The organism is Caballeronia novacaledonica (genome assembly GCF_900258035.1).
GTDB lineage: Bacteria > Pseudomonadota > Gammaproteobacteria > Burkholderiales > Burkholderiaceae > Caballeronia > Caballeronia novacaledonica.
In genome coordinates, this window is sequence record NZ_OGTP01000004.1 from 216,728 (window position 1) to 240,709 (window position 23,982).

General features: G+C 64.3%; 20 protein-coding genes. 16 read left to right on the plus strand and 4 right to left on the minus strand.

Features of this window, described 5'->3' with window-relative positions; all coding sequences use genetic code 11:
* Positions 1–38 precede the first annotated feature (38 nt).
* Complete coding sequence (locus NOV72_RS09020) at positions 39–1,496, minus strand: beta-1,3-glucanase family protein (RefSeq protein WP_106854239.1); 1,458 nt, start codon at positions 1,494–1,496, stop codon at positions 39–41.
* A 270-nt stretch (positions 1,497–1,766) separates the two neighbouring features.
* Here NOV72_RS09020 and NOV72_RS09025 point away from each other — a divergent pair, with 270 nt between their 5' ends.
* Genes NOV72_RS09025 through NOV72_RS09035 form a run of 3 tightly spaced genes read left to right on the plus strand, consistent with a single transcriptional unit; the run spans position 1,767 to position 4,561 of the window.
* Positions 1,767–3,770: a SpoIIE family protein phosphatase gene (locus NOV72_RS09025; protein WP_106854240.1), complete on the plus strand. Its 2,004-nt coding sequence runs from the start codon at positions 1,767–1,769 to the stop codon at positions 3,768–3,770.
* Positions 3,767–4,195, plus strand: coding sequence for an ATP-binding protein (locus tag NOV72_RS09030; protein ID WP_106854241.1), 429 nt, complete (start codon positions 3,767–3,769; stop codon positions 4,193–4,195). The genes NOV72_RS09025 and NOV72_RS09030 overlap by 4 nt, the downstream gene beginning before the upstream one ends.
* Positions 4,196–4,225: 30 nt before the next feature.
* Positions 4,226–4,561, plus strand: coding sequence for an STAS domain-containing protein (locus NOV72_RS09035; protein WP_106854242.1), 336 nt, complete (start codon positions 4,226–4,228; stop codon positions 4,559–4,561).
* A gap of 87 nt (positions 4,562–4,648) precedes the next feature.
* Here the strand turns inward: NOV72_RS09035 and NOV72_RS09040 are convergent, their stop codons facing one another.
* The 3 genes from NOV72_RS09040 to NOV72_RS09050 all read right to left on the minus strand — a co-directional run bounded on the left by NOV72_RS09040 (position 4,649) and on the right by NOV72_RS09050 (position 6,310).
* On the minus strand, positions 4,649–5,137 hold the full coding sequence (locus tag NOV72_RS09040) for an Hcp family type VI secretion system effector (protein ID WP_106854243.1): 489 nt from the start codon (positions 5,135–5,137) through the stop codon (positions 4,649–4,651).
* A 220-nt stretch (positions 5,138–5,357) separates the two neighbouring features.
* The gene (locus tag NOV72_RS09045) at positions 5,358–5,846 is read right to left on the minus strand and encodes an Hcp family type VI secretion system effector (protein ID WP_106854368.1); all 489 of its coding nucleotides are present in this window, start codon (positions 5,844–5,846) and stop codon (positions 5,358–5,360) included.
* 116 nt (positions 5,847–5,962) lie between these two features.
* Positions 5,963–6,310 carry an STAS domain-containing protein gene (locus NOV72_RS09050; protein WP_181290931.1) on the minus strand — a complete coding sequence of 116 codons (348 nt, stop codon included), beginning with the start codon at positions 6,308–6,310 and terminating at the stop codon, positions 5,963–5,965.
* A gap of 498 nt (positions 6,311–6,808) precedes the next feature.
* On the opposite strand from NOV72_RS09050, the gene tssB reads away from it, so the two are divergent.
* The 13 genes from tssB (at position 6,809) to NOV72_RS09115 (ending at position 23,933) form a co-directional block, all read left to right on the plus strand.
* Positions 6,809–7,303, plus strand: a complete 495-nt coding sequence (tssB, locus tag NOV72_RS09055) for a type VI secretion system contractile sheath small subunit (RefSeq protein WP_106854244.1) — start codon at positions 6,809–6,811, stop codon at positions 7,301–7,303.
* 1 nt (position 7,304) lies between these two features.
* A complete protein-coding gene (tssC, locus tag NOV72_RS09060; RefSeq protein ID WP_106854245.1) occupies positions 7,305–8,792 on the plus strand; it encodes a type VI secretion system contractile sheath large subunit in 1,488 nt (495 codons plus the stop codon).
* Between the two features lie 237 nt (positions 8,793–9,029).
* Positions 9,030–9,518, plus strand: coding sequence for an Hcp family type VI secretion system effector (locus NOV72_RS09065; RefSeq protein WP_014192977.1), 489 nt, complete (start codon positions 9,030–9,032; stop codon positions 9,516–9,518).
* A gap of 20 nt (positions 9,519–9,538) precedes the next feature.
* Positions 9,539–9,955 (plus strand): type VI secretion system baseplate subunit TssE, encoded by a 417-nt coding sequence (gene tssE / locus NOV72_RS09070; protein WP_106854246.1) that lies wholly within the window; start codon positions 9,539–9,541, stop codon positions 9,953–9,955.
* A 26-nt stretch (positions 9,956–9,981) separates the two neighbouring features.
* Positions 9,982–11,703, plus strand: coding sequence for a type VI secretion system baseplate subunit TssF (gene tssF / locus NOV72_RS09075; protein ID WP_106854247.1), 1,722 nt, complete (start codon positions 9,982–9,984; stop codon positions 11,701–11,703).
* A complete protein-coding gene (gene tssG, locus NOV72_RS09080; RefSeq protein ID WP_106854248.1) occupies positions 11,667–12,650 on the plus strand; it encodes a type VI secretion system baseplate subunit TssG in 984 nt (327 codons plus the stop codon). The genes tssF and tssG overlap by 37 nt, the downstream gene beginning before the upstream one ends.
* A 42-nt stretch (positions 12,651–12,692) precedes the next feature.
* Positions 12,693–15,332, plus strand: a complete 2,640-nt coding sequence (gene tssH, locus NOV72_RS09085) for a type VI secretion system ATPase TssH (RefSeq protein WP_106854249.1) — start codon at positions 12,693–12,695, stop codon at positions 15,330–15,332.
* Positions 15,333–15,456: 124 nt separating this feature from the next.
* Positions 15,457–16,449, plus strand: coding sequence for a pentapeptide repeat-containing protein (locus tag NOV72_RS09090; protein WP_245932954.1), 993 nt, complete (start codon positions 15,457–15,459; stop codon positions 16,447–16,449).
* Positions 16,450–16,501: 52 nt separating this feature from the next.
* Positions 16,502–17,176 carry a DUF3540 domain-containing protein gene (locus NOV72_RS09095; protein WP_106854250.1) on the plus strand — a complete coding sequence of 225 codons (675 nt, stop codon included), beginning with the start codon at positions 16,502–16,504 and terminating at the stop codon, positions 17,174–17,176.
* Between the two features lie 44 nt (positions 17,177–17,220).
* Positions 17,221–17,616, plus strand: a complete 396-nt coding sequence (locus NOV72_RS09100) for a DUF4150 domain-containing protein (protein ID WP_106854251.1) — start codon at positions 17,221–17,223, stop codon at positions 17,614–17,616.
* Between the two features lie 31 nt (positions 17,617–17,647).
* Positions 17,648–20,425: a type VI secretion system Vgr family protein gene (locus tag NOV72_RS09105; protein WP_106854252.1), complete on the plus strand. Its 2,778-nt coding sequence runs from the start codon at positions 17,648–17,650 to the stop codon at positions 20,423–20,425.
* 12 nt (positions 20,426–20,437) lie between these two features.
* Entirely contained in the window at positions 20,438–23,122 is a 2,685-nt protein-coding gene (locus NOV72_RS09110) for a DUF2169 family type VI secretion system accessory protein (RefSeq protein WP_106854253.1), read from the plus strand.
* Positions 23,123–23,150: 28 nt separating this feature from the next.
* Positions 23,151–23,933, plus strand: a complete 783-nt coding sequence (locus tag NOV72_RS09115) for a hypothetical protein (RefSeq protein WP_106854254.1) — start codon at positions 23,151–23,153, stop codon at positions 23,931–23,933.
* Positions 23,934–23,982: the final 49 nt, after the last annotated feature.

Sequence of the window (23,982 nt, forward strand, 5' to 3'; positions counted from 1 at the left end):
AACTTTTCCGGGTCGACGGCCTGAATAGACCCGGAGGTTCAGCTGAAGAACTTGCCGAGCGTGATCGTGACCGATTGCGTCGCCGCAAGCCCGATGGACGGATTCTGGTCGCAGACGTCGTCGTAGGGGAAGGCGTAGGCGAGCGAGTTGGTGCTCAGCCGATGGAACAACTGCGCCCACGGATTGAAGACGAGCGTGTTCGAGTGAGTGATCTGATAGAACGTGGCCGCGTCGTTCTTGCAGGTCGCATCGGCGAGCGTGTTCGCCATCACGCCGCGATTGAAGGCGGCCGCCAACATCTTCTGGACGTTCTTGGCGGCGTCGCTGCCGGTCGCGAGCGCGTTCGCGCATTGCCAGACGTCGAGGCTGGAGATGCCGGGCGTGCCCGCGCCGCCGACCGTGAACGCCGCCGTGCCGCTTGCCGTCGAACCGGCGTAGAAGGTCAGGCCGGCGCCGGGTTTCACGATGCCGGTATAGGTGCCCGTGGCGAGATCGGTGACCGACAGCGGCGTGGCGGCCCAGGTAAGGTACCAGTTCTCGATGGTCTGATCGAAATACGTCAGCAGCGAGCCGCTGTATTGGTTCTGCGCCGAAATGCTCTTCGGCGACAGCGCGCGCAAGGTGACGCTGCCGTTGACGGCGAGCCCCGCCGGAAAGGCAGATGGCGCGGACACGCTCTGCGGCACGTAGAATGCCGCGGGCAGCTTCGATACCGCCTCGATGATGGCCGGGCGCGACGTGTTGTACTGGCCTTGCTGTGATCCGCCTGGCGTGCCGTCGAGGAACAGCGGAAAGCCGAACTGATCGACTTGCGTGGTGTTACCGTTGAAATTGCCTTGGCTGTCGAAGGAGAACTCGATCCAGTCGAACAAGGTGAGTGCGCCCGGCCCGCCGACGGTCACCGGCGCCGTGTATGCGCTGCTGCTGAGCGGCGTGAACGGCAGTTTCGGCACGCCGACCGACAGGTAGATGCGCCCGCTGAAAGCCGCCGTGCCAGTGCCGAGACCCGGAATGGTCGTCGCGTTGAGCTTCGACAGATCGAGCGCGAAGCGCGAACCGACCGTGAGCGGAATGCTGTAATCGGCCCACGCGAGCGGATAGGTCTCGGCGAGCGCCGCGGCTTCGCTCGCCGGCAGTGCGGACGAGCCCGGAAAGGTCTTTGCGGCGATCGTGTTGTCGGCGGCGCTCATCACGTGCGGCGTGCCGGTCGAGTCGATCCAGTACTGCGTCACGCCGGACGCCAGACTCGTTTCTCCGATCACGTAGGCATAGACCGCCGTGCCGGCCGGCAGATCGGTCTGCGTGAGATCGAGCGTCAGCGGCGTCTTCGCCGTGGACTGCGTGCCGTCCGCCTGCGGAGCCGACGGGGACGCCGGACCGGCCGACGCCGAAGCCGGACCGGAACCCGATCCCGAACCGCCTCCGCAAGCGGCGAGCAGGCCCGATGCCCCCATGCCCAGAAGGAAAGTTCGTCTGCTGATGCTTTTGGTCGTCATCTTCGGGTCCTTGGTTGGCGCGTACGGTGGATGCAAGGGTTATCGGCAAGTGACGGCACCGGCTTGAGACCAGACCGGGTATCGCGAGGCAAGGGCGGATCCGGTGCAACGGCGCGTCAAAGCCGCGAATAATCGCCTCTTTGACGCTTATTTCGAGGCATCGGACGCGCCGTACCTCGCTACACTCTTGCTGGTATTTTTCAATCGGCTCGAAGCACAAGAACCACGGAACGGCGCTGGCCGAAGCCGACCCGATAACTCAAACAGCGTATGTCCGATCTGACGGCGGCCTTGTTCGCCCGCTATAACCGTGTCATGCGCATCGCGCTCGTCGGCGTTCTCGTCGTGGCGTGCGCGCTCGTCTATCTGCAATACCGGATGACGCTTCAGGCGCAGACTTCCAGCGTGAGCCAGCGCATGCAGGAGCAGGCGATCGCGCTCGACGCGCTCGTTCGCAGCAGCACCGATTCCGTCAACGCAATGCGCATTCAGGGCGAGACCTGGCTGCGGCTGCATCCGCAGGGCGCACCCGACACGCCATTGCTCCGCGCGTTGCAGCCCGGCAAGGAACCGGACAGCATTCAGCTCGATGCGCTGCCCGCGCCATGGACGCCGGCCGATGCCGGCAATCTGACGGGCCTCGTCGGTCCGCGCACGCCGGCGCTCGATCGTGAACTCGAAATGGCGCTGAGCCTGAACGGTCCGTTCAAGACGATCATGGCGAATCTGCCGGGCGCGACGTGGGTCTACTACACGTCGGCGCGGCGCTTCATCAATATCTATCCCTGGGTGGCGTCGAAAGACTTCTTCTACGCCGACAGCCTCAGGCAAAAAGACTTCTTCACGGAAGTGCAGAGCGCGGCGGGACCCGAGCGCTCCGTCTTCTGGACACCCGTTTATGCGGACGAGGCGGGCAAGGGTCTGATGGTCACCGCATCGGCGGGCGTGTTCGACGGCAGCCAGTTCCTCGGTTCGGTCTCGCTCGATCTGACGCTCGGCTGGCTCAACCAGTTCGTGCGGACCTGGCCGCCGGGACTCGGGCGGATGTTCATCGTCAACGACCGGGGGCAGTTGCTCGCAGACCCGGAACTGGTGCACGCGGGCGCGCAGGAAGTGCGCTCCGCCGCCGACGCCTTTCCGCCTGCGCTGCGGCGCGACGTGCAGAGCGCGCTGCGCGACGCGGACGGCCGTCTGACGATCTTCGACGACTACTACATCGAGGCTGTCGGCATCAACCATGCGCCGTTCCGTCTCGTGCTGCTGCTGCCGCGCTGGAACCTGCAGCGCGTCGCGCTCGAAACCGGCGTGCCGAGCGTGCTGGTGCTCGTGCTGAGTCTCACGCTCATGTTGATGATCGCGAGCCGCATGACGTACAACGACGCGATTCTCCCGGCGCAGAAACTGGTGCGCTACATCCAGGACGAAGACCGCGGCTCGGTCAAGGCGATCCCCGATATTCCGCAGGCCTGGCGGCCGTGGTTCCTGACGATCCAGAACGTCTTCAACGCACATACGAAGCTCGTGTCGATCCAGCAGGAACTGGATGTCGCGCGGCGCATGCAGCAGTCGATCGTGCCGACGCGCTTTCCGTCGCGGCCCGACCTGCAGATGTTCGCTCGCATGATCCCGGCGCGCGAGGTGGGCGGCGACTTTTACGATTACTTCTGGCTGTCGGACCAGAAGATCGGCATCGTGATCGCCGATGTATCGGGCAAGGGCGTGCCGGCCGCGCTGTTCATGGCGGTGTCGCGAACACTGCTGCGCGCGATCGCGCCGAGCGCCGCGAGCCCGGGCGCGTGTCTCGCGCTCGCCAACGATCTGCTCGCGCAGGACAATGAAGCGACCATGTTCGTCACGCTGTTCTACGGCATTCTCGATACGGCGACCGGTGAGCTGGAGTATGCAAATGGCGGGCATAATCCGCCTTACGTGATCAGTCCGGACGGCGGCGTGTCGCAGTTGCCGGGCACGGGCGGCATGGCGCTGGGCGTGATGGAAGGCACGCCTTTCGCGGAAGGGCGCGCGCGTCTCGAAGCGGGCACGACACTGCTGCTCTACACCGATGGCGTGACCGAAGCCTTCAATTCGGCCGACGAGGAATACGGCGAACTGCGGCTCGCGCAACATCTGGCCGACACGAAGGGCGCGCAAGTCGAAGTCCTGCTGAAGCGGCTGTTCGACAGCGTGCATCAGTTCGCCGACGGTGCGCCGCAATCCGACGACATCACCTGTCTCGCGGTTCACTACGGGGCTTCAGGGTCGACGACAGCATGAACGTGAACGACACTTTCGACACCCAACTGGATGCGCAGGCGCCGGACATCGGTGAGTTGGTGAATTGTTTGCAGACGCTTTTCGATGCGCACGGCCTGCCGCCGCTGTTGTTCCAGAGCTTTGCGATGGCCCTCGACGAAGTCATCTCGAACATTGCGGCTTATGGATCCGCGCATGATCCGATCCGGGTGCGCGTGGAGATCGTGGCGGACGAGGTGCGCGCCGAGGTCAGCGACGACGGCGTGGCCTTCGATCCGCTCCAGTTGCCGGACCCCGATGTAACGAGCGGCGTCGATGACCGCGCGATCGGCGGTCTGGGCGTCTTTCTGGTCGGGAAGGTCATGGACGCCGTGACGTACGAGCGCCGCGATGACCGCAACTGCCTGCACTTGCGCAAGCGCATTGTCGTGAAGCCGGATGCGTGACGGGCGCCTGACGAACTACCGAGGAACACGATGAATATCAATGAAACCCGTGAAGGGGATGTGCTGGTGGTCGCCGTGGATGGACGTATCGACAGCACGACATCGAAGCAGCTCGAAGATGTTTTGCCGGAGCGCGTGCAGGCGAGCCCGCGCGTGCTGCTCGACATGAGCGAGGTGCAATACGTGAGTTCCGCCGGATTGCGGGTCTTGCTGAAGGCCGCGAAGGCGGCGCGCAGTACCGGGCACGATCTGGTTCTGACGGGGTTGCTGCCGCAGGTGCATGAGGTGTTTCAGGTGATCGGTTTCGATTCGCTGTTCCGCATTCTTCCCGATCGCGCGGCCGCGCTGGAGGCGCTGTCTGCCTGACCGGTTTTAGCTGCGAACGAAAAAAAGGCCGCCTCGATGATGAGCCGGCCTTGCTTCGTGCGACTTGCCGTGTGACGTCTCGTCCAATCAGGCTTTTGGGGCAAGCCACGAGTCTTCGGCCTCGATGCCGTCCGGATCGAAGGTCCACGTGATCTTCTCGTACGTGAACGAGAGATCTTCCATGTGACCCATCTGCTTATTTTCCGGCGACAGGCAGTTCGGCGTCCACGACTTCATGTTCGTCAGGATCGCGTTCGACAGCTTCACGGTGTAGTACTTCTCTTCCGTGCCCTTCGGCGAGATGCGATAGAACTCGAGCGTCACGTCCTTCATCTGCTCGCCGGAGGTCAGCGCCTGGAACAGCTTGGGCGAGGATTTGTCGATTTCCTTGGTGAGCGTCATCGGCAGGTGCACGCGCTTGCCGGTGGGCAGGCCCGTTTGCGGGCTCTTCGGGATTTCGATGGTGTGATCGACGGCTTGCACGAGGATCTTTCCTTCGTGACCCTGAACCTTGGTCGAGCCTTCGATCTTGCCCTGGTTTTGACCTTCGAGGGTGAGGTAGCACGGCATCGGCATGATTTCTTCTCCAGTGGGTGGTTGTTTGTGCACCGTTCGTTCTGTGCATGGGATGAATTCTGCGCGTGAGCGGTTACGGCGAAGTTTCAGGAAAGCAAGTTCACGTTACGGATGAAACATTCGGCCGGCGCCGCGTAAGTCACTTCGCGAGCCGGAAATGAAAAAGGCCGCCTCGATAACGAGGCGGCCTTTTTCATTTCCGGCGATGGGTCGAGCCGGTTCAGGCCTTCGGCGCGAGCCAGGAGTCTTCGGCTTCGATGCCGTCCGGCTCATACGTCCAGGTGATCTTCTCATAGGTGAACGAGAGATCTTCCATGTGCCCGAGCTGACGGTTATCCGGCGACAGGCAGTTGGGCGTCCACGACTTCATGCTCGTCAGGATCGCGTTCGACAGTTTCACGGTGTAGTACTTCTCTTCCGTGCCCTTGGGCGAAATGCGGTAGAACTCGAGCGTCACGTTCTTCATCTGCTCGCCGGAGGTGAGCGCCTGGAACAGCTTGGGCGAGGACTTGTCGATTTCCTTGGTCAGCTGCATCGCGCCATGCACGCGCTTGCCGGTGGGCAGGCCCGTTTGCGGGCTCTTCGGGATTTCGATGGTGTGATCGACGGCCTGCACGAGGATCTTTCCTTCGTGACCTCGAACCTTGTTCGAGCCTTCGATCGTGCCTTGATTTTGACCTTCGAGGGTGAGGTAGCAGGGCATCGGCATGATTTTTCTCCAGTTGTCTTGCACAGTTCGTTCTGTGCATGGGATGAATTCTGGGCGCGCGCGGTTACGGCCGCGTTTCAGGAAAACGAGCTCAGGTTACGGATGAAACATGAGAATTACGCCACTTCGTCGAAGCGTTCGAGCGCGGATGCCCGCGTATCGGTGACGTTGAGAATGTTGAGAAATCCGCTGATCTCGAAGACTTCGCGTATCTGGTCGTGCATGCCGCACAGCACGAGCCGTCCGGCGGATTGCTTGAGACGCTTCGCAGCGATCAGCACGACGCGCAATCCCGCACTGGAGATATAGCCGAGGCCGCTCAGATCGAACAGCAACTGGTTGATGCCCTGATCGAGGCGGCGCTGGATTTCCGCTTCGACTTGCGCCGAGTTCGTGCTGTTCAGCGCGCCTTCGAGGCTCACGATGAGCACGTCGCCCTGCACTTCATACTGATTTGCCACCATGGTCTCTCACGCAAGGGCGATATAGCCGTCGGCCTGAATGCCAGGCACCTTGACCGAATGTCCGGCAAGCCGGACCGCCCGGCCAGCTTCCAAGCGTTAACGGCAGAAACAAAAATTCCTTAAGGATCAAGGCACCACGCGGTCGTCGAAGGCCTGTCCTCAAAACGCCTTCAAGAATCCCGAAACGCGGTCGTTAATGCCCTGAGCGACAGGGAAGTCAGCGTATCACGGGGGTCTTGTGCCGAAGGCGCGAATAGAACCCCTAACCCGGTTCTCTTTGCGGCAATGACCGGTGGTGCGTCATGAGATCGTTCCGTGTCGCCAGCAGCACGTGATGACGCAAATGTGACGGTTCTCGCGAACGATCGTGCCGGAGAACCGGATAACCCGCTGACAGATTCCCTGGCGAATGACATTCCTGCGCGGCCGTGCTGCGATGCTGATCAAAGCGGCCTGATTTTTTTATCAACACTTTAGGTATTGGGTTAGGGGGTAGGCATGGCATCTGACGGTTCAGTGGCTCCGAAGGAGCGGGTCAATATTGTGTATCGTCCGGCCACCGGAGATGCCAAGGCGGAAGTCGAGTTGCCGCTGAAATTGCTGGTACTCGGCGACTTCACCCTGCGCGACGACGAAACGCCGATCGAGGAAATGAAGCCGGTCAACGTCGACAAGGACAACTTCAACGAAGTGCTCAAGGGCCAGAAGCTCTCGCTCGATCTCGCGGTGCCGAACCGCCTCGAAGCGAATGCCGATCCGGAAGCACAGCTCGCAATGAACCTGAAGTTCGAGTCGATCGACGATTTCTCGCCGGACGCGATCGTCGAGAAAGTGCCCGAGCTGCGTCAGATGATCGCCCTGCGCGATGCACTGAAGGCACTGAAGGGACCGCTCGGCAACATTCCTGATTTCCGCAAGCGGGTTCAGGAACTGATTGAAGACGAAGGCGTGCGCGCGCGTCTGATGAGCGAACTCGGCATCGAGGAAAAGTGACATGAGCGACATGGAAAAAGAACAGGCAGCCACTGCCGCCCCGGAAGCGGATGCGAGCGTTTCGCTGCTCGACCAGCTGATCGAGTCGGCACGCATCAAACCGGGCGACGAAGCCTATTCGATCACCCGTCAGGGCATTCAGGCCTTCATCGGTCAGCTGCTCGAACCGCAGAACGCCGTCGAGCGCATCACGCAGGCAACGGTCGACAGCATGATCGCCGACCTCGACCAGAAGCTGTGCGCACAGGTCGACGCGATCTTGCATCACGACGATTTCCAGAAGATGGAATCGGCATGGCGCTCGCTCAAGTTCCTCGTGGACCGCACCAATTTTCGCGAGAACGTCAAGATTCAACTGCTGAGCGTGAGCAAGGGCAAGCTTCTCGAGGACTTCGAGGACGCCGCCGACATCACCAACGCAGGTCTCTACAAGAACCTCTACACGGCCGAATACGGCCAGTTCGGCGGCCAGCCGTTCGGCGCCATCGTGGCGAACTACGAGTTCGGCCCGGGCACGCAGGACGTGAAGCTGCTGCAGAACGTGGCGAGCGTGTCGGCCATGAGCCATGCGCCGTTCATCGCCGCGGCAGGTCCGCATTTCTTCGGCGTCGACAGCTATGACCAGTTGCCGAACCTGAAAGATCTTTCGTCGATCTTCGAAGGTCCGCAGTTCGTCAAGTGGAATGCGTTCCGCGAATCGGAAGATGCGCGTTACGTCGGCCTCACGCTGCCGCACTTCCTGCTTCGCGTGCCTTACGGCGCGGATACGGTGCCGGCCAAGAAGTTCAACTACAAGGAAGACGTCTCGGGCGGCAACAGCCAGTTCCTGTGGGGCAACGCAGCGTTCGCGTTCGCTTCGCGCCTGACCTCCAGCTTCGCCGATTACCGCTGGTGCGCCAACGTGATCGGACCGCAGGGCGGTGGCACGGTCGGCGATCTGCCGGTGTACACGTACGAGTCGATGGGCGAGCTGCAGAACAAGATCCCGACGGAAGTGCTCATCTCCGAGCGCCGCGAGTTCGAACTTGCCGAGCAGGGCTTCATCGCGCTGACGATGCGCAAGAACAGCGACAACGCCGCGTTCTTCTCGGCGAACTCGGCGCAGAAGCCGAAGTTCTTCGGCAACACCAAGGAAGGCAAGGACGCCGAGCTGAACTACAAGCTCAGCACGCAACTGCCGTACATGTTCGTGGTGAGCCGTCTCGCGCACTACATCAAGGTGATCCAGCGCGAGAACATCGGTACGTGGAAAGAGCGCGTCGATCTCGAAAGCGAACTCAACACGTGGATCCGCCAGTACGTCGCGGACATGGACAACCCCGCCGAAGGCGTGCGCAGCCGTCGTCCGCTGCGTCAGGCGGAGATCATCGTGGCCGATGTCGAAGGCGATCCGGGCTGGTATCGCGTGGATCTGAAGGTGCGTCCGCACTTCAAGTACATGGGCGCGTCGTTCACGCTGTCCCTGGTTGGCAAGCTGGAAAAGAAATAAGCACCGAGTTGTCGTGTCGCGGGCCGTGTTTCATCTGTAACGCAGCGCGGAAGAACTGAAACCGGGCGGTAACGGGCCTTCTGCAATATGTGAAACATGCGCAGCGCACACAAGAGCTGAGCGAGAAAGAAGCCGGGGCCGCAAGGCGCCGGCGACAAACCGGAAACGGCGCTTCTTCCAGAGTGATCGCGCCGCTTCCACATCCAAAACAGAGTGCTACCCAACAGGGGAAATATCATGCCGATGCCGTGCTACCTCACTCTCGAAGGCCAGAACCAGGGCAAGATCGAAGGCTCGACCAAGGTTCAGGGTCACGAAGGAAAGATTCTCGTCCAGGCTGTCGATCACACCATCGAAATTCCGAAGAGCCCGCAAACGGGTCTGCCCACCGGCAAGCGCGTGCATCTGCCGATGACGCTGACCAAGGAAATCGACAAGTCGTCGCCGAAGCTGTTCCAGGCGCTGACCTCGGGCGAGCAGATGAAGAACGTCACGCTCGAGTTCTATCGCATCTCGCCGAAGGGCACGGAAGAGAAGTACTACACCGTGAAGCTGTCGAACGCGATCCTGACGAACATGAAGTCGTGGACGCCGAACTGCCTGTCGCCGGAAAACAAGCAGATGGGTCACATGGAAGATATCTCGTTCACGTACGAGAAGATCACGTGGACCTTCGATCCGGACGGCATCGAAGCCGAAGATTCGTGGCTCGCGCCGAAGTCCTGATGCGCGTCTGAGCGGGAGCGATGGTGAGAGAGCGCCGGCTGCTGGAGAGAATCGCGAGTTGGGGCGCGGGTGAAGCGCGCACCAACGAAACCCAGGTGGATGTGCTCGTCGATTCCGTGATGAGCCATCTGAGCCGGCTGCTCAACACGCGGCAGGGCAGCGTGCAGATCGACCCGCAATTCGGCGTGCCCGATTTCACGAACCTTGCCGGCACCACCGCGATGGGCTCCACGCGCGAGATCGAAGAAGAGATCCGCCGCATGGTCTTGCGCTACGAGCCGCGCATCAAGTCGCCGCGCGTCACGCTCAATCGCGAGGAAACCGACGTGCTGTCGATCCGCTTCGCGCTCGAAGGCACGCTCGAAGTGGACGACCGCGAGATTCCGCTGCGCATATCGACGACCGTGGGCGCGAATGGCCGCGTCAGCGTCGACTGAATTCAAGCTGGCAACATCGCTCACGCATGTTCAATCGATACTATCAGGATGAGCTGAACAAGCTGAAAGGCCTGGCCGCCGAGTTCGCCCATGCGAATCCGGCGATCGCGCCGATGCTATCCGGCACGTCCGCCGACCCCGATGTCGAGCGTTTGCTCGAAGGCGTCGCGTTTCTCACGGGCCTCACGCGCCAGAAGCTCGACGACCAGTTCCCCGAGTTCGTTCAGGAACTCACGAATCTCCTTTTTCCGCATTATCTGCGGCCCGTGCCGGCTTCGACGCTGATCGGCTTTACCGCGAAAGGTCCGCGCACGCAGGCAGCGCGCGTGGCTGCGGGCACCGAGCTCGCATCGGTCCCGGTGGATGGCACGTCGTGCCGCTTTCGCACCGCGTGCGATCTCGACGTCGAACCGCTGCGCATCGCCGAAGTCAATCTGCTGAGTCACGCGGGCGCGGCGCCCGTGCTGATGATCGACTTCGAAATGGACGGCGGCGCGAGCATCGCGCAATGGAACGGCGATTCCATTCGCCTGTTCCTCAACGGCGGCCATGTCGATGCTTCCAAGCTGCTGCTGCTGTTGATGAATCACGTCGCCGACGTGCGCATCGCGAGCGGCGGCGAACGTGTTTCGCTCGGCGCGAAGAGCCTGCGCACGAGCGGCTTCGACGACGGCTTGCTGACTTATCCGGGCCACGCGTCGAGCGGCTATCGCACGATTCAGGAATTCTTCGCGCAGCCCGAGAAGTTTCTCTTCATCGACATCACGGGGCTGAAGCGCTGGACCGCGAACGCGAAAGGCACGAGCTTCAGCATCGTGATGACGCTCGATGCGTTGCACGACTGGATGCCGGAAATCGGCGCCGACAGCTTCATGCTCAACGTGGTCCCGGCGATCAACGTGTTCTCGCACGTCGCGGACCCGATCACGCACGATCATCGCGCGACGGAATATCGCGTGATTCCGGAAGGCCGCGACCGCCGTCACTATCAGGTCTATTCGGTCGATCAGGTGCTGGGTTATCAACAGGGCCGCGCGCAGGAGCGCGTGTATCAGCCCTTCAGCATGTTTCGCCACGACGGGCGCGGCGCGCAACTGAGCTATCGCACGACGCTGAAGAGCGCGAACGTCGAGCGCGGCAGCGATGTTTATCTGTCGCTCAACTATCCGCCGTCGGAGACGCCGCTGCCGGAGACGCTGTCGATCCGCGTCACCTGCACGAACCGCGCGCTGCCGGAAGGCCTCAAACCGGGTGACATCAATGTGCCGACCAGCTCGTCGCCCGATCAGATGAGCTTCACCAATATCCGCGCGATCACGCCCGCGCAGGACCCGCCCGCGGGCGAGGAACTGCTGTGGTGCCTGCTGTCGCACGTCTCGCTCAACCTGCTGTCGCTGGCGAGCGCGGAGCACCTGCGCAAGATGCTCGGGCTCTACGTGTTCAGCGGACGACAGGGGCAGGAGCAGTCGAACCGTCGCCGCATCGAGGGCATCGTCGATGTGACGGCCACGCGCGAGTCGCGTCTCGTGGGCCGCGGTGGCATGCAGCGCGGCCAGTTGATCCGCATCCGTTGCCGTGAGGACCATTACGCCGGAATCGGCGATCTGTATCTGTTCGGTTGCATGCTCGAGCGATTTCTCGGCGACTACGCCGGCATCAATTCCTATACACGCGTCGAGCTCGAAGACACGCTTTCAGGGAAAATTTTCAAATGGCCGCCGAGACTCGGACAACAACCGATGCTGTGAAGGCGCTGCTTCTCACCAACGGTGAGAAGTACTCGTACTTTCAGGCGATCCGGCTGCTGCGGCTGTACGACCGTCACACGGGTCTGAATCAGGAAAATCTGCGGGTGCGGCCGCGGCTCGGGCTCGGCTTTCCCGAGAACGACATCGACCGTATCGAGGCGACGCCCGAAGGCGGCTATCGCATCACGGCGAACTTCTTCGGCCTGTACGGCGTGGCCTCGCCGCTGCCGACGTATTACACCGAAGACCTCTTCGAAGAAGAGCGCGAAGGGCATCACGTCACGCGCGATTTCCTCGATATCGCGCATCACGCGCTGTATCCGCTGCTCTTCGACGCGTGGGCCAAGTATCGCGTCGAGCAGCGCATCGTCGAGGATCGCCACGAGGCGTCGCTCAATCAGCTGTATGCGTTCGTCGGCTTGCACGATCCGGATCTGCGCGTCGATCTGCTGCCGGGCAGCGCCGAACTGCTGCGTTACGCGGGCCTTTTCAACCAGCGGCCGCGTTCGGCGCTCGGCCTGAAAACCCTGCTCGCCGATGCCTTCGCGCCCGCCGCGGTGAAGGTGGTGTGCGGCGTGCTGCGCGCCGCGCCGATTCCCGCCGATCAGCGCTGGCAACTCGGCCGACAACAAAGCTGTCTGGGCGAAGACGCGTGGCTCGGCTCGGAAATCGACGACTACGAAAGCGCGATCCGCATCGAATTCGCCGACGTGCCGCAAGCGCTTTTCCATCAGATGCTGCCGGGCGGAAGCGCGCATGCGCGGCTCTCCTTTTTCACGCGCTTTTATTTGACCGATCCGCTCGGCGTCGAAGTGGAACTGCAACTGCGCCACGACGACGCGGGCGCGGCGCGCACGGGACGCGGCGCGTGGTCGCGCCTCGGTTTCGATACGTGGCTCAACCCCGGCGAGGCGAAGCTGCCGACGCGGGTTCAATACTCTCTTTAACCATTTGCTGGCCGTTGCTGGAAGACTAAGAGGAAAACAAACATGCTGCTGGTCGAACTCAAGCCCCTCGTGGGCCGCCTCAACGGCTTTTGCAAACAGGCGCTCGAAGATGGCGTCGGGCTGTGCGTATCGCGCGGTCATTACGAGATCACGGTCGAACATCTGCTCGTCAAGCTGTTCGACGATCAACAGGCCGACATCGCGCTGCTGCTGCGTCAACACGACGTCGAGCCGGCGCTGGTGCAACGCTCGATCAACCTGTCGCTCGAGCAGATGAAGACGGGCAACGCGGGCCGCCCGGCGTTTTCGCCGCTCCTGCTCGAATTGCTGCAGGACGCGTGGCTGATCGCGTCGGTGGACTTGCAGGAGCCGCGCATCCGCTCGGGCGCGGTGCTGCTCGCGTTCCTCGCGCGTCCGACCTATTACGCGACGGGCGACTACGCCGCGCCGCTGCGCGCGCTCAATCGCGAAACGCTGATTCGTTCGTTCGACGCGGTCTGCGGCGGTTCCATCGAAGCGGGCACGCGCGACGCGCTCGGCGACGGCGCAAGCGATGCGTCTGCCCCCGCCAGCGGCGACGGCAGCGCGATCGCGCGCTTCTGCGAGAACTTCACCGAGAAAGCACGCGCGGGCAAGCTCGATCCGGTGTTCGGCCGCGACGCGGAGATTCGCCAGATGGTCGACATCCTCGCGCGCCGCCGCAAGAACAACCCGATCTGCGTCGGCGATCCGGGTGTCGGCAAGACGGCGGTGGTCGAAGGCCTGGCGCTGCGCGTGGTCGAAGGCGACGTGCCCGATTCGCTGAAGGACGTCACGATCCTCGGGCTCGACATGGGTCTCCTGCAAGCGGGTGCGAGCGTGAAGGGCGAGTTCGAGAATCGCCTGAAGGGCGTCATCACGGAAGTGAAGGCGTCGGCGAAACCGATCATTCTGTTCATCGACGAAGCGCACACGCTGATCGGCGCGGGCGGTCAGGCGGGCACGTCCGACGCGGCCAACCTGCTGAAGCCGGCGCTCGCGCGCGGCGAACTGCGCACGATCGCCGCGACGACGTGGGCCGAATACAAGAAGTACTTCGAAAAGGACGCGGCGCTCGCGCGGCGCTTCCAGCTCGTCAAGCTCGACGAACCGGATCTCGATACCGCCGTGCTGATCCTGCGCGGCCTGAAGGAAAAGTACGAGGACGTGCACAAGGTCGTGCTGCGCGACGACGCGATCGTTGCGGCGGCCGAACTGTCGAGCCGCTACATCATGGGCCGCCAGTTGCCGGACAAGGCCGTCGATCTGCTCGACACCGCCTGCGCGCGCGTCAAGGTCCTGCAAAGCGCCAAGCCCGACGTGCTGGAAAACACCGAGCGCCGCATCCAGGCCTTGCAGCGCGAGAAGAACGGCCTCGAACGCGATGCCGACAATCAGCAGCCCGTCGACCTCGAACGGCTCGCCGAAATCGAGGCGGAGCTGCCGAAGCTCGACGCGCAAGCCGAAGCACTGCGCGCCGTCTGGGAACGGCAGCGCGACGCGGCCCGCGTGCTGCTCGACGCGCGCGCGGCGCGCCATGCGGCGAAAACCGAAGGCGCATCCGCCGACGTGCTCCAGTCGCTGTCCGACGCCATCACGGCCGCCGCCGAGGCGTTCCGGACCGCGCAGGGCAGCCAGCCGCTGGTGCATATCGACGTCGATCCGGACGTGGTCGCGCGCGTGATCTCGGACTGGACCGGCATTCCCGCCGGCAAGATGCTGCGCGATCAGGCGCAGAGCGTCATGCGCATGGCCGACACGCTGAAGGCGCGCATTCGCGGCCAGGACCACGCGATGGACCAGATCGCCGAAGTGCTCAAGACGGCGAAGTCGGGCCTGAAGGATCCGGAGCAGCCGATGGGCGTGTTCCTGCTCGCGGGGCCGTCGGGCGTCGGCAAGACGGAGACGGCGTTGTCGGTGGCGGACATTCTGTTCGGCGACGAGAAGTCGACCACGGTCATCAACATGAGCGAGTTCCAGGAGAAGCACAACGTGAGCCGGCTGATTGGCTCGCCGCCGGGATATGTCGGTTATGGCGAGGGCGGCGTGCTGACCGAAGCGGTGCGTCAGCGCCCGTATTCGGTCGTGCTGCTCGACGAAGTGGAAAAGGCGCATCTCGACGTGATGAACCTGTTCTATCAGGTGTTCGACAAAGGCATGCTGTCGGACGGCGAGGGCAAGGAGATCGACTTCTCGAACACGGTGATCTTCCTCACGTCGAACCTCGCGACCGACGTCATCACCGAAATGACCGCGGGCGAAGACAAGCCCGACGCGGCGACGCTGCTCTCCGCGGTGCGGCCGATCCTGTCGAATCACTTCAAGCCCGCGCTGCTCGCGCGCATGACGGTGATTCCGTACTTCGCGCTCGCCACCGACGCGCTCGCGGGCATCGTGCGCCTCAAGCTCGACAAGATCGTGAGGCGCGTGGCGCACAACAACAAGATGCGCTTCAGCTACACCGATGCCGTCGTCGCGCAGATCGCGGCGCGCTGCACGGAAGTGGAAACGGGCGCGCGCAACATCGACTGGATCCTGCGCGGCACGGTCCTGCCGCTGATGTCGCAGGAAATCCTGACGCGCATGGGTGAAGGCGCGGCCTTGCCCGAAGTGGCGTTGGACGTGAATGAGGCTGGCGATTTCGTCGTGAGTTTTCCCGGCTGAGCGTTACAACCGTAACGCACGGGCGGCCGGCTGAAACACGATCGAAGCCCACCGCCCGCACACTGGCCGGAAACGTCGAGATGAGAGACGAAGCGATGAAGCGCAACGACACGAGGGAGACGGCGTGAGCACGGAACAGCTGGCGGCCACACTGGCGGGCGAGCGGATGATCGCCGATGCGGATCTTTCCGGAATCGATCTGTCCGGACAGGATTTGTCGGCTTGCCGGTTCCGCAACGTGAAGCTCGCCGGCGCGAATCTCGCCGGGGCGAGTCTCGCCGATGCGGATTTCGAGCAGGCGGATCTGACGGGCGCGAATCTGTCGCGCGTGAACGCGGCGGGTGCGTCGTTCGCACGGGTGAATCTGGGCGGCGCGATCGCGCAGGCGGCGAACTTCACGACGGCCTATTTCGCGGCCTGCGATTTCACGAAGACCGCTTTCCCGCAGTCCCGCTTCGTGCGCGCGGACATGCACGAATGCAGCTTCGCGCAGACCGATTTCACGCGGGCGGATCTGACGCGCCTGACCGCGATGAACACCGATTTTTCCAGCGCGATCTTCGCCGGCGCGACGCTGCGCAACGTGTTCTTCGCGGGCAGCGTGCTAACGAAGCAGGACTTGCGGACCTGCGATCTGACCATGGCGATCCTCAACGAGGCGAACCTCGCGGGCGTCGATTTGAGCGGCGTGGCGCTCGACCGCACGAGCCTGATGAATGCTCAGCTCGAAGGCGCGACGCTGGCGGGCGTGCGCGGGACGTACGCCGCGATGATCGGCGCGCAGTTCGCAAACGCCGATTTGCAGTGCGCGAGCTTCGCGATGTGCGATGCGAGTGGCGCCGCTTTCGGCGCGGTGCGGGCCGACGCGAGTCAATGGACGCAGTCGGTGCTGCATTCGAGCCGCTGGCCGCGCGCGTCGCTGAGAGGGGCGCGGCTGATCGAATGCGATCTGTCGTACGCGGATCTGTCGGATGCCGATCTGTCGCGCGCAGATCTGAGCAACGCGAACCTGCATGCCGTCAAGCAGTTGAACACCCGCTGGGACGGCGCGGATCTGAAGACCGCGCGCAGGACCGACGAGGCGCTTGCGCGCGCCGAGCAGTGGCGCGCCGCCTGAACCGTCCTTTTTATCGATCGAATCGAGCCAAACGAGCCAAACGAGCAAGCAAATGAAGAACACCCTGGTGCCTCTCGCGCGTGCGGGACACGAGCATGCCGTCTGCCTCACCTATGCGACCGTCACGGGCCGCGCCGGCAAATGGTTTTTCGTCAGCGCCGCCGATGCGTCGGTGGACCGCGCGCTGCGCGCCGACAGTTGCCTGATCGAACCGGATTGCGGCGACGCGGTGCTCGTGTGCCGCGGCGGCGCGCTCGGTGCGAATGCCGCGGCGTACATCGTCGCGCTGCTGGCGCGTGCGTCGGCCGACGGCGCGCAATTGCTGCTGCCGGGCGGCGTCGCGCTGCATGCTTCGCAGGGCGACTTGCAGGTCGAGGCCGCCCGCATCGAACTGAAGGCGTCGGGCGAAGTGTCGCTGCAGGCGCCTGCGATCGGCATGGAAGGCGTGCACGGCGAGATGCGCTTTCATCGCATGGACGCGTCGATCAACGAGGTGCATGCGCGCCTGGGCATCGTCAGCACGATGGCGCAGCAGGTGACCTCGACGGTCGGCCGGCTGGTGCAGAAGGCGCGCGACAGTTTCCGCTGGATCGAAAAGATCGACGAGACGCGCGCCGGACGCGTGCGCATGAAGGTCAATGAGCGCCTGCATGTGACCGCGCGCGATGTCAGCGTTTTGGCACAAGGGCACGTGAAGATCGACGGCGACAAGATCGACCTCGGCTGAGCGGCACGCAACGAGAAGACGCAAGACGAAGCAAGGAGCCAGCGATGTTCGCCGTAACCAAGGAAAACGGGCAGTGCATGGGCATGCCCGACACCTGTCTGACACCCGCGCCGCCCGCGCCGCCGGTGCCGGTGCCGTACCCCAACATCGCGATGCCGATGATGGGCAACCCGGCCACGCTGAAAGTGATGGTGCACGGCATGCCCGCGCTGACCAAGGCGTCGAAGATCCCGATCTCGAACGGCGATCAGGCGGGCGCGAGCGGCGGCGTCGCCTCGGGTTCGATGATGGGCCAGGCGGAGTTCGTGATGAGCAGTCAGGTCGTCAAGTTCGAAGGCAATTTCGCGGTGCGCCTGGGCGACACCACCAAACAAAACGGCGGCAATGCCGTCGGGAGCGTGCTGGCGCCGAGCCAGCCCGTCGTGATGATCATGAGTTGAGCGCGCGGCTTCGCGCGACGAACAGGGGAAAATGATGGAGATGCTGTCCAGTCAGGTGCTCGCCAACCGGCGCTTCGATTTCAGCACGACCGCCAGCAAGAGCACCGGCGGCGGCTATGCCTTCCAGGTCGTGGAGATGGAAGGTTTCGAGGCGCTCTCGCAGCCGTTCCGCTTCACGCTGACGCTGGTATCGGACGATGCATCGGTCGACTTCGATGCGATGCTCGCGCACCCGGCCACCTTCACCATCTACGGTCCGGAAGGCGGCACGTCCACGCCGTATCACGGCATCCTGGCCGAATTCGAGCAGATGCATCACGCGGACAACTACGTGTTCTATCGCGCGGTGCTGGTGCCGCGCGTCTGGAGCCTGTCGCTATCGCGCATTTCCGAGGTGTATCTCGAAGAACAGTCGATCGGCGATACGCTCAAGACCGTGCTGAAGAACGGCGGCCTCACGACCAAGGACTTCGAGTTCAAGCTGACCGGCACCTACCGCACGCGCAGTTTCGTCTGCCAGTTCGAGGAAACTTATCTGGAGTTCCTGTCGCGCTGGATGGAGCACGAAGGCATGTACTTCTGCTTCGATCACGCGAGCGGGCAGGACAAGCTGATCGTCGTCGACAACACGCTGATGCTCGACAAGACCGGCACGGGCGAGACGGCCGAGGCGAAGCTGCTGCCGCTCGTCTATCGGCCGGACGACCGAATGAACACGGGTGTCGCGCACGACGCGGTGCGCAGCTTCATGTTGCGCGCCAGGCCGCTGCCCAAGGAAGTGCTGTTGCAGGACTTCAACCATCGCAAGGCGGCGGTGGCGCTGAAGGCGAAGGCAACCGTGTCGGAGCAGGGCCGCGGCCAGGTGATGATTTACGGCGAAAACTTCCGCGACGAAACCGAAGGCTCGCGCTACGCGACCCTGCGCGCACAGGAAATCTTCTGCGCCGGCCGCGTGTACTCGGGCGAGGGCACGGCGGTCGGGCTGCGCGCGGGCTCGTTCATGAAGCTCGCCGGGCACTATCGCGCGGACTTCAACGCCGAGTATCTGTTGACGGAGATTCATCATCGCGGCTCGCAGGCAGGCGCGCTGCTGTCGGGTGCGCGGACTTCCGCAGGCGATGGCGGCGCGGGCGGAGAAACCACCTATAGCAACAGCTTCCGCGCGATCGCCTCGGACGTGCAGTTCCGGGCGGAACGGGTGACGCCCAAGCCGCGCATTCCGGGCACCATGACGGCGACCATCGATGCCGAGAGCGACGACCCCACGTACGCCGATCTCGACGAGTTCGGCCAGTACAAGGTGCAACTGCCGTTCGATCTCACCGACAAGAGCGCGAACAAGGGCTCGGCGCGCGTGCGCATGGCCTCGCCCTATGCGGGCAGCGGCTACGGCATGGATTTTCCGCTGCTGAAGGGCGCGGAAGTGCTGCTGTCCTTTACCGACGGCGATCCCGATCAGCCCGTCATCACCAACGCGGTGCCGAACTCGGCGAACAAGAGCGTGGTCACGAGCGAAAACGCGGCGGAGAACCTGATTCACACGGCGGGCGACAACATTGTGAGCATCGACGACACTCGCGGAAAGCAGTCGATCACGCTGGAATCGCCGTATGAGGAAAGCAAGATGACGGTCGGCTACTCGGCGGCGTCGAGCGGCTTCTTCGTGAAGACGAAGGGCAGCTCGCAGTCGATGACGGCAGGCGTCGACAATTCGCTGACCGTGGGCGCGAAGAACGATATCTCGCTGTCGGTCAACAATTCGCTGGCAGCCGGCATTTCGAGCGACTACACGATCGGGCTCGCGACCAGCTTCGCGGCGAGCGCGGAAGTCAGCTGGAAGCTCAGCCAGAGCGTCGAACTGGACGACGGTCCCGAATCGGTGTGTCTCAATGAGAACGTCACCCAGAAGGCGAACGAAAAGGTCAAGCTGCAGGGCGGTCAGGGCGACACGATCACGGCGCTGATCGCGGGAACCAAGAAGCGCGTGCGCGCGGCGGTCATAGCGAGCCTGGCGGCGAACGGCGCGATTGCGGCGTCGGTCGCCACCGCGATGCTCAAGACCAACGGCGACGGCGAAACCGAGTATGGCGGCGACAGGAACCGCGACGCCGCACTGGTCGATTCGCTCGGCTCGGCGGCAGTGGGCGTGCTGGTGCAGGCGGTGGTGCAGAGCTATGCACGCGGCATTGCCGAGACGCTCGAAAAAACGACCAACACGCACGCCAGCACGATGGAGATGGATCGCAACGGCATCGTCATGAAGGTGAGCAAGCCGAGCGCGGCGACCACCACGCCGGTGGTGAACGTCATGGGATTCGCGGTGGAAGTCGATGCCGTCGCCAGCGACACCTCGGTTTCGCAGATCAAGCATACGTGGGCGGGCACCGCGAGCGGCGAGCTGGCGATGAAGGAGGCGTCGACCGCACTTTCGTTTGCGAAGACGGCCGGCGGCGAGGGCGGCATGGTGACGCTGTCGGCAACGGGCGCCAAGATCGAATCGAAGCAGGCGGTGGAGACCGTATCGGACAAGGCGAGCGTGAAGGTCGAGCCGGCGCAGGTCACGCTTTCGACCGATCCGGCGAAGAAAGTGTCGGTGACGGTCTCGGAAGACTCGATCAACGCGGTCGCGAAGGATGCGTCGCTGCTGGTTTCCAGCGACAAGATCCGTATGGCGATGTCCGACGGCACCAGTGGCCTGGGTTTCAAGTCGGATCAGGCGGTCTTCGTCTTCCAGAACCAGTCCGGCCTCAAGTGCACGCCGGCGGGCGTCAAGCTCTACGCCGGCGGCAAACCGGTGCAACTGGGCTGAAGGATCGATGCGATGAAGGTGTTCAAACCCGCCGAACTGGCGCTGCTGTATCGCGCGTACCGCTTCAACCGGCGCAATCTGCTGGCCGTCGCGATGATGGGCTATTTCGATTTCGCCCACAGCGACCTGGCGAGCCTGTTGCCCGAGGCCGACATGTGGCAGGCCGTGCCCGATGCACTCGGCGCCGATGCCCTGCTCGACGAAGGCAACGCCAAGCCGCGCGGCGAGTTCAAGGTGTACGGCGCGGCGCACGCGCCACAGGGCCGCGAGGTGACCGAGCAGCGCGTCACCGTGCGCATCGGCGGGCTGGCGAAGTCGCTGGTCGTGAGCGGCGAGCGGCAATTCGGCGCGCTCGGCATGCCGGGCGCGCCCAGGCCGTATGCGCGCATGCCGGTCGTGCCGGAAACCGCGTTCGGCGGGCCGGACTGCCCGGACAATCCGCGCGGCATCGGCAGCGCGGCTGTCGCCGGGCGCGATGGCCGCGAGACCTGGCGACTGCCGAATGTCGAGAGCGAAGGGCAACGGCTCGTGACGCGCGGCCAGCGCGTCGCGCCGGCGGGTTTCTGGGGCTCGAGCATCGATACGCCGCAGCGGCAGCGCTTTATCGGCAAATGCGATCAGCGCTGGCTCGCGACGGACTGGCCGCATCTGCCGGCCGACACGCGCCTCGAATTCTTCATGAGCGCGCCGAAGGATCAATGGTTCGACGCGTATTTCAAGGGCGACGAAGCGTTCGAGATTCAGGGCATGCACGCGCGCCAGCCGTTCTTGAAGGGCACTCTGCCGCGCCTGCGCGCGCGCTGTTTCGTTTACGACGGCAAGCCGGGGCAGGGCACGCTGCGCGAAATCGCGGCGCACGCGGAAACCGTGTGGCTGTTTCCGGAACTCGAACGCGGAATCGTGCTGTATCGCGCGCTCGCCGAGGTCGCCGATCCCGAAGCGCTCGACGTGTCGCATCTGATGGCCGAATGGGAAACGATGGACGCCGCGCCGCTCGCCTTCGAGCACTATCGCGCGCGCTTTCAGGCGCAGATCGAGGACGCGGGCGAACTGGCGGCAATGGAAGCCGAGGCTCCCGCCGCGCCTGCTGCGCCCGCTGCGCCGGCGTTCTCCACGCCGGCCGTCGCGCTGCCTGCGGCCGCAGCGGGGCCGGCCGCAGCGGCCGCGCCGTCTCCCGCGCTGGCCGAGGTCGATGCGATGGCCGCGCAACTCGAGCAGCAGACGCGCGCCTTGATGACGAAACACGGCATCGGCGAGCAGGACCTCGCGCGCTTCATGCCGCCCGCGCAGCCGGGCCCCGTGCCGACGCTGGCCGAGGTCGACAAGATGGCCGACGACCTCAACGCCGCGACCCGCGCGCTGATGCAGAAGCACAACCTGACGGACGCCGATGTCGCGCCGTTCGTCCGGCAGATGGAGACGCCGTCGCACGCCAGCGGCAACGGCGCCGCGCTGCCGGCGCTGCTGCGCGACCTCGACGCGCACACGCAGGCCGCGCTCCGGCGCGCCGGCCTCACCGGGAACGATGCGCGCGCGTGGGCCGCGAACCAGCCGGGCCTGGCCGCGATCGCGGCCGAGCCGGTGCCGTCCGGCGCGCTGCCCGGGCTCGACCCGGCCGCCTTCGCAACGCTCGCAGCGCCTGCGCCCGCCGTGCAGCCGCCGGCGACCCATCTGCCGGCTGCGGCGCCGGCACCCGTCGCGTATGCGCTCACGCGCGAGGATGTCGTCGCGATGCATGCGGCCCGTCTGAGCTTCGCCGGCTGCGATCTGTCGGGCATCGACCTTTCCGCGCTCGATCTGTGCGGCGCCGACTTCTCCGGCGCGCTGCTGCACAAGACTTCGTTCGCGAAGAGCCGTCTGGAAGGCGCGGACTTCTCGCAGGCGCTGCTGATGCAGACCGATTTCGCCGAAGCCGGCCTGCAGCGCGCGCGGCTCACGCAGACGAGCGGCGGCGAAAGCTGCTTCGCCAGAGCCGATATGCGCGGCGCTCAACTGGCCGAGGGCGACTTCTCGGGCGGCGACTTTTCCGGCGCGCGCCTCGAAAGCGCTGACCTGAGCGGCGCACAGTTCGACGGCGCGGCAATGGCCGGCGTGAACGCGGCGGGCTGCAAGGCGGACCGGGCGCAGTTCATCGGCTGCGCGCTCGACGGCGCGAACTTCGCGGCCGCGATGCTGACGCAGGCGAGCTTCGAACGCAGCACGATCGCGCGCGGCGACTTCACGAAAGCGCGCTGCAACGAAGCGGATTTTCAGGGCACGCAGGCACCGGAGGCGAGCTTTGCCGAGGCCGACCTGAGCGCCTCCCGCGCCGATGCGCTCACGAATTTCGAACGCGCCCGCCTGACGCGCGCGCGGCTCGTCGGCGCCAGCTGGGAAGGCGCGCAACTGACCGCCGCGGCGCTCGACGAAGCGGTCCTGGACGGCGCCGACCTGAGCCGCGCCGCCGCGCGTACCGCGACGTTCCGGCGCGCATCGGCAAAAGGCGCGACATTTTCGCGCGCCGATCTGTCGGGCGCGGATCTGAGCGGCATCGACCTGTTCAGGGGCTCGCTGCGGCTCGCCACGCTCCAGGGCACGTTCCTGACGCGTGCGAACCTCTATGGCGTCGATTTCGAGGAAGCCCGGCCGACGCTCGCGAGCGTCGAAGGCTCGAATATCGACCGCACCATTCTGAAGTTCAGGCCGCCGGCGGTCTGACGCAGTCATCGAAAAAGGAAATATCGGCATGAGCACGAAAACCGTCTGGATCACCGCGTTCGACAAGGAGAAGGCCGGCGCACGCGTCGCCGCGCTGTCGCAGGTGCTGAAGCGTTACGGCCTCGCGACGCAGGGCCATTTCTGGGTCGACGAACCCGAGAAACTCGCGTGGCGCGCCGGGCTGGACGCGTTGAACGCCGCGCGCGCCGACCTCTGGCTGATCCTCGCCGACGACGCCGCGCTCGCCTCGCCTTCCGTGCGCTACGGCTTGTCGGTGTTCGCGGCGAGTCTGCGCGAGTCGCGCGGTCTCGGCTTTCCGGTGGTGCTGTCGGGCATGACGGGCGTCGCAAGCATGCCGGCGATGCTCGGCAACGCGACCGTGCTGGTCGAGAGCAATGCGGCGTGGCCGGCGAAGATCGTCGCGCGCGCGAATATGGCGAAGGCGGTCGAGTCGCTGGACTACCGCGTCGAAGTGGTCGGCGAGGAGCAGCTCGGCCAGTGGTTCGCGCTCGGCCCGCGCGCGGGAGAATGGACCGGCGTGGTGTTCGGCGTGCATGGCGGCAACGCGAAGATCGACTTTCAGGCAGTCGGCCCGCGCGGCAAGCTGCCTGAGAAGACCGTGCTGGAGTATGCGCAGGAAGGCCTGACGCTGCAGGTCGGCGAGCGCGAATTCACCGCGTGGGCGGTGCGCAACCGGCTCGGCCCGGACGACGCCTATTACGCGCGCGTGAAGGGCACGCCGGAAGACATTCTCTTCATGCCGTACACCGAAGACAGCGAAGCCAGCGCGACGATCCTGCCGCTGGTCTGACGCCGCAACGGCCGCGGCGGCGGCGATCCCGGTTCTGATGCCGCCGCTT

Excerpts from the sequence above, each read along its gene's own strand:
- NOV72_RS09020 (WP_106854239.1), bottom strand. The coding sequence starts at position 1,496 with ATGACGACCAAAAGCATCAGCAGACGAACTTTCCTTCTGGGCATGGGG.
- NOV72_RS09025 (WP_106854240.1), top strand. The coding sequence starts at position 1,767 with ATGTCCGATCTGACGGCGGCCTTGTTCGCCCGCTATAACCGTGTCATG.
- NOV72_RS09030 (WP_106854241.1), top strand. The coding sequence starts at position 3,767 with ATGAACGTGAACGACACTTTCGACACCCAACTGGATGCGCAGGCGCCG.
- NOV72_RS09035 (WP_106854242.1), top strand. The coding sequence starts at position 4,226 with ATGAATATCAATGAAACCCGTGAAGGGGATGTGCTGGTGGTCGCCGTG.
- NOV72_RS09040 (WP_106854243.1), bottom strand. The coding sequence starts at position 5,137 with ATGCCGATGCCGTGCTACCTCACCCTCGAAGGTCAAAACCAGGGCAAG.
- NOV72_RS09045 (WP_106854368.1), bottom strand. The coding sequence starts at position 5,846 with ATGCCGATGCCCTGCTACCTCACCCTCGAAGGTCAAAATCAAGGCACG.
- NOV72_RS09050 (WP_181290931.1), bottom strand. The coding sequence starts at position 6,310 with ATGGTGGCAAATCAGTATGAAGTGCAGGGCGACGTGCTCATCGTGAGC.
- tssB (WP_106854244.1), top strand. The coding sequence starts at position 6,809 with ATGGCATCTGACGGTTCAGTGGCTCCGAAGGAGCGGGTCAATATTGTG.
- tssC (WP_106854245.1), top strand. The coding sequence starts at position 7,305 with ATGAGCGACATGGAAAAAGAACAGGCAGCCACTGCCGCCCCGGAAGCG.
- NOV72_RS09065 (WP_014192977.1), top strand. The coding sequence starts at position 9,030 with ATGCCGATGCCGTGCTACCTCACTCTCGAAGGCCAGAACCAGGGCAAG.
- tssE (WP_106854246.1), top strand. The coding sequence starts at position 9,539 with ATGGTGAGAGAGCGCCGGCTGCTGGAGAGAATCGCGAGTTGGGGCGCG.
- tssF (WP_106854247.1), top strand. The coding sequence starts at position 9,982 with ATGTTCAATCGATACTATCAGGATGAGCTGAACAAGCTGAAAGGCCTG.
- tssG (WP_106854248.1), top strand. The coding sequence starts at position 11,667 with ATGGCCGCCGAGACTCGGACAACAACCGATGCTGTGAAGGCGCTGCTT.
- tssH (WP_106854249.1), top strand. The coding sequence starts at position 12,693 with ATGCTGCTGGTCGAACTCAAGCCCCTCGTGGGCCGCCTCAACGGCTTT.
- NOV72_RS09095 (WP_106854250.1), top strand. The coding sequence starts at position 16,502 with ATGAAGAACACCCTGGTGCCTCTCGCGCGTGCGGGACACGAGCATGCC.
- NOV72_RS09100 (WP_106854251.1), top strand. The coding sequence starts at position 17,221 with ATGTTCGCCGTAACCAAGGAAAACGGGCAGTGCATGGGCATGCCCGAC.
- NOV72_RS09105 (WP_106854252.1), top strand. The coding sequence starts at position 17,648 with ATGATGGAGATGCTGTCCAGTCAGGTGCTCGCCAACCGGCGCTTCGAT.
- NOV72_RS09110 (WP_106854253.1), top strand. The coding sequence starts at position 20,438 with ATGAAGGTGTTCAAACCCGCCGAACTGGCGCTGCTGTATCGCGCGTAC.
- NOV72_RS09115 (WP_106854254.1), top strand. The coding sequence starts at position 23,151 with ATGAGCACGAAAACCGTCTGGATCACCGCGTTCGACAAGGAGAAGGCC.